General features: G+C 39.7%; 7 protein-coding genes. 5 read left to right on the top strand and 2 right to left on the bottom strand.

Features of this window, described 5'->3' with window-relative positions; translation table 11 throughout:
- From RTK36_RS00680 to RTK36_RS00670, 3 genes are all read left to right on the top strand, one after another.
- The coding region (locus RTK36_RS00680) for a DUF1846 domain-containing protein (RefSeq protein WP_312043295.1) at nt 1–841 on the top strand (841 nt) is incomplete at its 5' end.
- A 142-nt stretch (nt 842–983) separates the two neighbouring features.
- Nucleotides 984–2,006 (top strand): adenosine deaminase, encoded by a 1,023-nt coding sequence (add, locus tag RTK36_RS00675; protein WP_312043293.1) that lies wholly within the window; start codon nt 984–986, stop codon nt 2,004–2,006.
- A 146-nt stretch (nt 2,007–2,152) separates the two neighbouring features.
- Entirely contained in the window at nt 2,153–2,617 is a 465-nt protein-coding gene (locus RTK36_RS00670) for a TspO/MBR family protein (RefSeq protein WP_312043291.1), read from the top strand.
- A gap of 256 nt (nt 2,618–2,873) precedes the next feature.
- On the opposite strand, the gene RTK36_RS00665 is transcribed toward RTK36_RS00670, so the two are convergent.
- Nucleotides 2,874–3,341, bottom strand: a complete 468-nt coding sequence (locus tag RTK36_RS00665) for a hypothetical protein (protein ID WP_312043289.1) — start codon at nt 3,339–3,341, stop codon at nt 2,874–2,876.
- A 200-nt stretch (nt 3,342–3,541) separates the two neighbouring features.
- Here RTK36_RS00665 and cls point away from each other — a divergent pair, with 200 nt between their 5' ends.
- A complete protein-coding gene (cls, locus tag RTK36_RS00660; RefSeq protein ID WP_312043287.1) occupies nt 3,542–5,014 on the top strand; it encodes a cardiolipin synthase in 1,473 nt (490 codons plus the stop codon).
- 18 nt (nt 5,015–5,032) lie between these two features.
- Complete coding sequence (locus RTK36_RS00655; RefSeq protein WP_312043285.1) at nt 5,033–5,782, top strand: acyl-[acyl-carrier-protein] thioesterase; 750 nt, start codon at nt 5,033–5,035, stop codon at nt 5,780–5,782.
- Here RTK36_RS00655 and RTK36_RS00650 read toward each other — a convergent pair.
- Nucleotides 5,730–6,323: a lysoplasmalogenase family protein gene (locus RTK36_RS00650; protein ID WP_312043283.1), complete on the bottom strand. Its 594-nt coding sequence runs from the start codon at nt 6,321–6,323 to the stop codon at nt 5,730–5,732. The genes RTK36_RS00655 and RTK36_RS00650 overlap by 53 nt on opposite strands.
- Nucleotides 6,324–6,501: the final 178 nt, after the last annotated feature.

Here is a 6,501-nt window from a genome sequence, read left to right as displayed (position 1 = left end):
CCACCCTGTAAATGTGGCTTATGAAGCGGCTACAGCAGACTTGAACGATGTGAATATGATTGACCCCTTTCATCTGGAGGCATATGGAGAAACCACCATCAACTATAACAGAGATGTGGAGGTTTTCCCAGTTCTGAATGCTATGTTTGAGCAAATTTTTGGGATGTCACCCTATAAGTCCCCTACAGATATGGGTGTAAATATGGTTGGTAATTGTATCATTGATGATGAAGCGGTGAAGGCTGCTTCTCGCAATGAAATCATTCGTAGATATTACAATGCTCTTTGTGACCATAGAAAGGGCAATATAGAAGAGGATGTTATTTTTAGACTGGAATTGTTAATGAAGCAAGTAGGTGTTTCTGTGGCTGACCGTCCTGTGGTTGCAGCGGCATTGAACCGGGTGGAGGAAACCCAGGCACCCTGTGCGGCTATTGAATTGCCAGATGGCACCATTGTGACAGGAAAAACCACGCCCTTATTGGGTGCATCCTCGGCAATGCTGTTGAATGCCTTGAAACAGTTGGCTGGAATACCAAAGGAAGAGAAGATTATTTCTCCTACGGTTATTGAGCCTATCCAGAAGCTCAAGGTAAACAATCTTGGGAATCATAACCCTCGTTTGCATACCGATGAGGTGTTGATTGCTCTGTGCATCAGCGCATCAACGGAAGAAAATGCAAGTTTGGCGTTACAACAGCTAGAAAAATTGAAATGCTCAGAGGTGCATTCTTCAGTCGTCCTGACCAATGTGGATGAGACCATGTTCCACAAGTTGGGTGTAAATTTGACCTGTGAGCCCAAGTATCAGACGAAAAAATTGTTCCATGGTAAGAAATAAGAAACAGAAACAACCTTTTGAATAGGAAAAACATCCCCTTTTGTCAGGCCAAAAGCCATTGCAAAAGGGGATTATTTTTGACAAAAAGAAGAAATTTCGGTTATGATATATTTAGAAAAGAAACAAGAAGGAGGTTTTTTATATGGGTAAATACAATTTGCCGAAAATTGATTTGCATTTACATTTGGATGGTTCCATTTTACCTGAAACTGCATGGGAATTGGTTCGGGAACAGGGGATAGAGGTGCCAGCCAAAGATTTTGAAAGTTTTGTTCCATTGATTATGGTTCCTGAGGGCTGTAAAGATGTGAATGAGTGCTTAGAACGATTTGAAATTCCTGTGAAAATTTTGCAGGACAAAGCTTCCCTTACAAGGGTAACCCGAGAATTAATTGGATGGCTAGTGCAAGAGGGTGTTGCCTATGCAGAAATTCGCTTTGCACCTCAACTGCATACCCAAAAGGGGCTGACCCAGAGGGATGCAATTGATGCCGTGTTAGAGGGAAAAGAAGCCGGTCTTAGAGAGCATCCTGAAATTGGGATTGGCATCATCCTTTGTGCCATGAGTATCGGGCCAGAGACTGCAAATATGACAGAGAATTTAGAAACCGTTCGACTGACAAAAGAGTACTTGGGCAAAGGCGTGGTTGCCCTTGACTTGGCAGGGGCAGAGGGAATTGTACCCCTTTCTAATTTTGCGCCTATATTTGATTTAGCAAGAGAATTGGAAGTACCCTTTACTTGCCATGCCGGGGATAGTCAAGGTCCTGAAACGGTTGAGGATGCCTTGAATTTTGGTGCAAAAAGACTGGGACATGGACATCATGTTTATGAAGACACTGCCCTATGTCAAAGAGCCATTGAAGAAGGGGCTACCTTTGAGATTTGCCCCACCAGTAATGTTTGCTGTCAAAGTACCATGAGTTATGGCGATCATTATGTAAAGAAGATGTATGATTTGGGCATGCGGGTTACCATTAACACTGACAATATGACATTGTTCGGCTTAACATTAGATAAAGAATATGATCACTGCATTTATGATATGGGTTTTACTGAGGATGATTTGATTCAAATGCTTTTATACGCTGCGGAAGCCGCTTTTTTAGATGAAAAAGAGAAAGCAGCATTGAAAGAGAGAATTTTGACCTGTAAAAACAAATAAATAAAAAATACAACGAATTTGACATGAATTCCATAGCAAATCCTAAAAATTACCAAAGCAATGTTTGGTTTTTTAGAATGGAAAATAGAACCGAGCAATATACTTAGAATAAATCGGTATTCTTTTGAGCAAAGGAGATGGATCATGTGCAAAAAAAATTACGTTGTTTGTTATTAGTAATATTACCGTTGATAGTGGGCGGAATATCGGGGTATTTAAACATGGAGGCTATGAGCCAATATCAGGTGTTAAATCAACCGCCTCTTGCCCCTCCGGCGTGGCTTTTTCCTGTGGCATGGACAGTGCTATACCTATTGATGGGCATTGGTGCGGCAATGGTATGCTGCTCCGATAAGGAGGGGAAAAAAGAAGCGCTGACGCTATTTTTTATCCAGCTTGCCTTTAACTTTTGCTGGAGCTTCTTTTTCTTTACGTTTGAATGGCGTTTGTTCGCGTTTGTTTGGCTGATCGTGCTTCTGCTTTTGGTTTTAGCAATGACAAAAGCCTTTAGCAAGGTTTCTCCGTTAGCGGCAAAGTTGCAAATTCCCTATATTTTATGGCTTTGTTTTGCAGGTTATTTAAACCTGGGAGTATGGTGGCTTAACCGCTGAGAATATATCAAGGTGGTTGGAACCATACATAAGTTACTTGATTTCTTGAACTTATAAGATGCAAAAAACCGATGCATTATGGATTGCTCCATGCATCGGTTTTTTCTGTAGTAGCTTAATTTTGAGTGTTAGTCTTTTTTTATTGAGAAAGAGCTTTTTTAGCTTTTATCGATTTGTGAAGAAGTTTTGGTTATTTTTATATGTTGAAGTATAAAAAAACCTCTTTGCTTTCGCAAGGAGGCTTTTGATTACCATATTATTTTTTGGATACTTTGTTATTTAGGTTTAGAGTCATTTTTTCGGTAAGGGTCTTTTTCTTTTTATCTTCAAGCTTCATGCCAGTGATACCTATGATATAGATTCCCGCTAAGTCAACTTTGACATTTTTTTTCACCGGGAGAACATTGAAGACGGGTTTATCACAAATAAGAGTTACAATCTGGGGGCCAACTTTTGCTCGAACCAGATTGGCTTTACGCATTTTAGAGGTTTTAGGCATTTGCTCATATACAGCTTTCGGTAAATTAGAAGGAGAAGGCTTTTCCTGCTTTTTATCGATGATAAAGATTTGTACAGTTGTACGGTTATTGTCTATAAAGTCCTGTGCCTGCACCATTTTACGCATACTGACCTTGTTAAAATAGTACAGAAGGGCAAGAATAATGGCTAAAACCACAGTAATAATGATCAATACATCTGAAAAATTCACATTTGAAGCATTCACTAAAAGTTCCTCCTTAATTTTACGTAAACAAAAGTTCACGTATGTGCAATTCATACTTGTTCTATTCTAACATTGATTTTGTTTTTAGGGAAGTAGGAAAAAAGAAAAATTAACTTTTTTTAAACGGAACATGACTTGCATATCTCTGGAAGAATATAGTATACTACAGGAAGCTTGGGGTATCAAAGGGGGCGACTTTCATGCATACACAAGTTTTTACAATATTAGCATATTTCATTGTGGTTCTCTTATTTATCAACGTGCTTTTGGCAGGGTTGGTGGTCTTTTTTGAACGCAGAAATCCTGCTAGCACTTGGGCATGGCTCCTGGTGCTGTTTTTTATACCTATTTTTGGATTTTTAACTTATTTAATCTTTGGGAAAAATGGCAAGCGAGAAAAGATGTTTTATGAGAAAGAAGCTTATGATCAAAAGGTTTATTATAAATACTTATTTCATGACCGCCATTCCATTGAAAAAATTCAGCGGCAAAAATCATTGATTGAAAACAGAGGACGTTTGGTTGAGGCAGAGTATTTAACGGATTTGGCTTATTTGCATTTGAATTCAGGTAATTGGATGACCTTTAATAACCAGGTGGCTGTTTTCAATACGGGTAAGGATAAATTTGAGGCCTTGGTAAGAGATATCCGCAAAGCAAAAAAGTTCATTCACTTAGAGTATTATATTTGGCGGGGAGACAAGCTTGGGTCAAGATTGTTGGATGAGTTGACAAAAAAGGCAAAGGAAGGGGTTGAGGTTCGCCTTCTTTATGACGGAATGGGAAATTCATCTTTGCCTAAGGATTTTTTTGACAAATTGCACCAAGCGGGTGGTTATTCGGCTGCTTTTTTACCGCCGTTTTTTGTAAGGATCAATTATCGAAATCATAGAAAGCTGTGCATTATTGATGGGGAATTTGGATATATTGGTGGCTTCAATGTGGGCGATGAATATTTGGGCATTGTAAAGCGCTATGGTCATTGGAGAGACACTCACCTTCGTTTCGAGGGGGATGCGGTGGATCAGATGCAGATACGCTTTATTATGGATTGGAATTTTACTTCAAGAGAAGGAGTCGTTCCTCTGGAGGACAAGTATTTTCCCGAAAGAGAACAATATGATGGTGTTGAAACCCAGATTGTTTCCAGCGGACCTGATACACAATGGAAAAACATACGCAACGGTTATTTTAAGATGATGAATGAAGCGGAGGATCATATTTATTTGACAACGCCATATTTTGTTCCAGATGACAGCATTTTCGACTCTTTGCGGGTTGCTGCTCTTTCTGGGATTGATGTGCGCATTATGATTCCCGGAAATCCAGACCATATTTTGGTTTATTGGGCCAGTATGTCCTATTTAGGAGAGCTGCTGGAGGCAGGGGTGCGCTGTTATCAATACGAAAAAGGATTTATACACGGAAAAACCCTTTGTATTGATGGGTCGGTTGCCTCTGTTGGCACAGCAAATATGGATGTGCGTAGCTTCGCACTGAACTTTGAAGTAAATGCATTTATGTTTGATACGGAGCTGACCAAATCATTGGAAGCTGATTTTATGAAAGATTTGGATAGTTGCATTGAGATAACAAAGGAGTGGTATGACAAAAGAAAATGGTGGTTTAAGGTAAAGGAAGCTGTGGCAAGATTGGTTTCGCCTATGCTTTAAGGAACGGAGGAAGTAAAAATGGTACAAATTGGATATGAAGAAAGCCGAAAGATTTCTTATTTTCAGGTGGACGTGAATAGGTTGATAACGCCAGCAGCGCTGTTTTCCGATTTGCAGGAGGCTGCCATCAACCATTCGGATTTCTTGGGTTACTCTGTTGAGTATTTGACGGAAAAACAGACAGGATGGGCAGTAATTAATTGGCATCTGGAAGTGGATAGAATGCCTAAGCTGGGTGAGACGATTACCGTTCAGACTTGGTGTGAAAAATGCCGCAGAATGCAGGCAATCAGATGCTTTCATATTTTAGATGAGAAAAATGAAATAATAATTAAAGGGATTTCCCGTTGGATTTATATGGACTTGGAAAAGCGCAAACCCGGTAATATTCCTGATGAGATGGTTGAGAAATACCATTCCGGACAAGAATCTTCAATTCCCGGTGAGAAGTTTCTCATGCCAAAGGAGTCGGAGGAGGTTGAGGCTTTTATTCGTACCTTAGAAATTACCAGAAGGGATATGGATTCTAATGGTCATGCCAATAATGTAAAATATCTTGAGTGGGCAATGGATGACGTTCCTGATGATATTTATGATAATATGAAGCTGAAGGATGTTCGTATTGTTTACCGCAAAGAGTGTTTGCGGGGGGATGAAGTCATCATGAAAACATATATCAACACCACAGAGATGGGGAAGGAAATATTGACTTTCCTCAAGGATAAGGAGCAAACGGTCTTGGCAGAGGTGGCAACGCTTTGGCAGTAAAAGCTAAGAGCATTTGCGAAGGTGCATAGAATATCCAAATAACAACAGGATTCGGCGCACTAAAATAGCCTATTGCCACGGAGATATCACAACAAATGAACAGAAAAAGACCCAAAAGGTATAGCCCAAAAATGGGCTTTGCCTTTTTTTGTTTCCATAGAGAAAACGCGATAAAGACATGCAATAAAAACAAAAGGGCATAGACTCCACCTAGGACCGGTAAAGGAAGAAGTAAGAGCGGCAGACAGCAGAAAAAATACCAAGGAGAAGGATGTTTGTCCAGAAAAAAAGAGATGTAAAAAAGCTGCACAAGGCAGAAGAAAAAGACCCCCATTTTTTCATAAGGAGAAAACAGCAGAAAACCATCACTGAGGACGGTAAAGACAGCCGCCATGGGAACGCCGTAACGTGTGGCAGGAAGCAGGCATAGGCAGATGACAGAAAAACGAACAGCATTAATATAGGGGCACTGTCCGCAAAGGGTTATAAAAACATATAAAAAAAGAAAAACAACCAGTATACTGCAATCTGCTTTATCCATTGGGAACACCTCTTTTTTAGCTTGCCCTAAAAAAGAAAGGACATTCCTAAAAAGAATGTCCTGAAGTTCAGTAATGATACAGAATACTTTTTAAACTAAGAGAATTGTTACATCAGTCTTGCCAATTACATTGATTCAACAAAGGTTGCTCATTCGGTGGAAAATTACAGTGTTAGTT

Origin of the sequence: Anaerotignum sp., assembly GCF_031981185.1 — a bacterium.
Lineage (GTDB): Bacteria > Bacillota > Clostridia > Lachnospirales > Anaerotignaceae > Chakrabartyella.
Note: the sequence above shows the minus strand (reverse complement) of the source record. Positions and strands in the feature narration are given on the sequence as shown.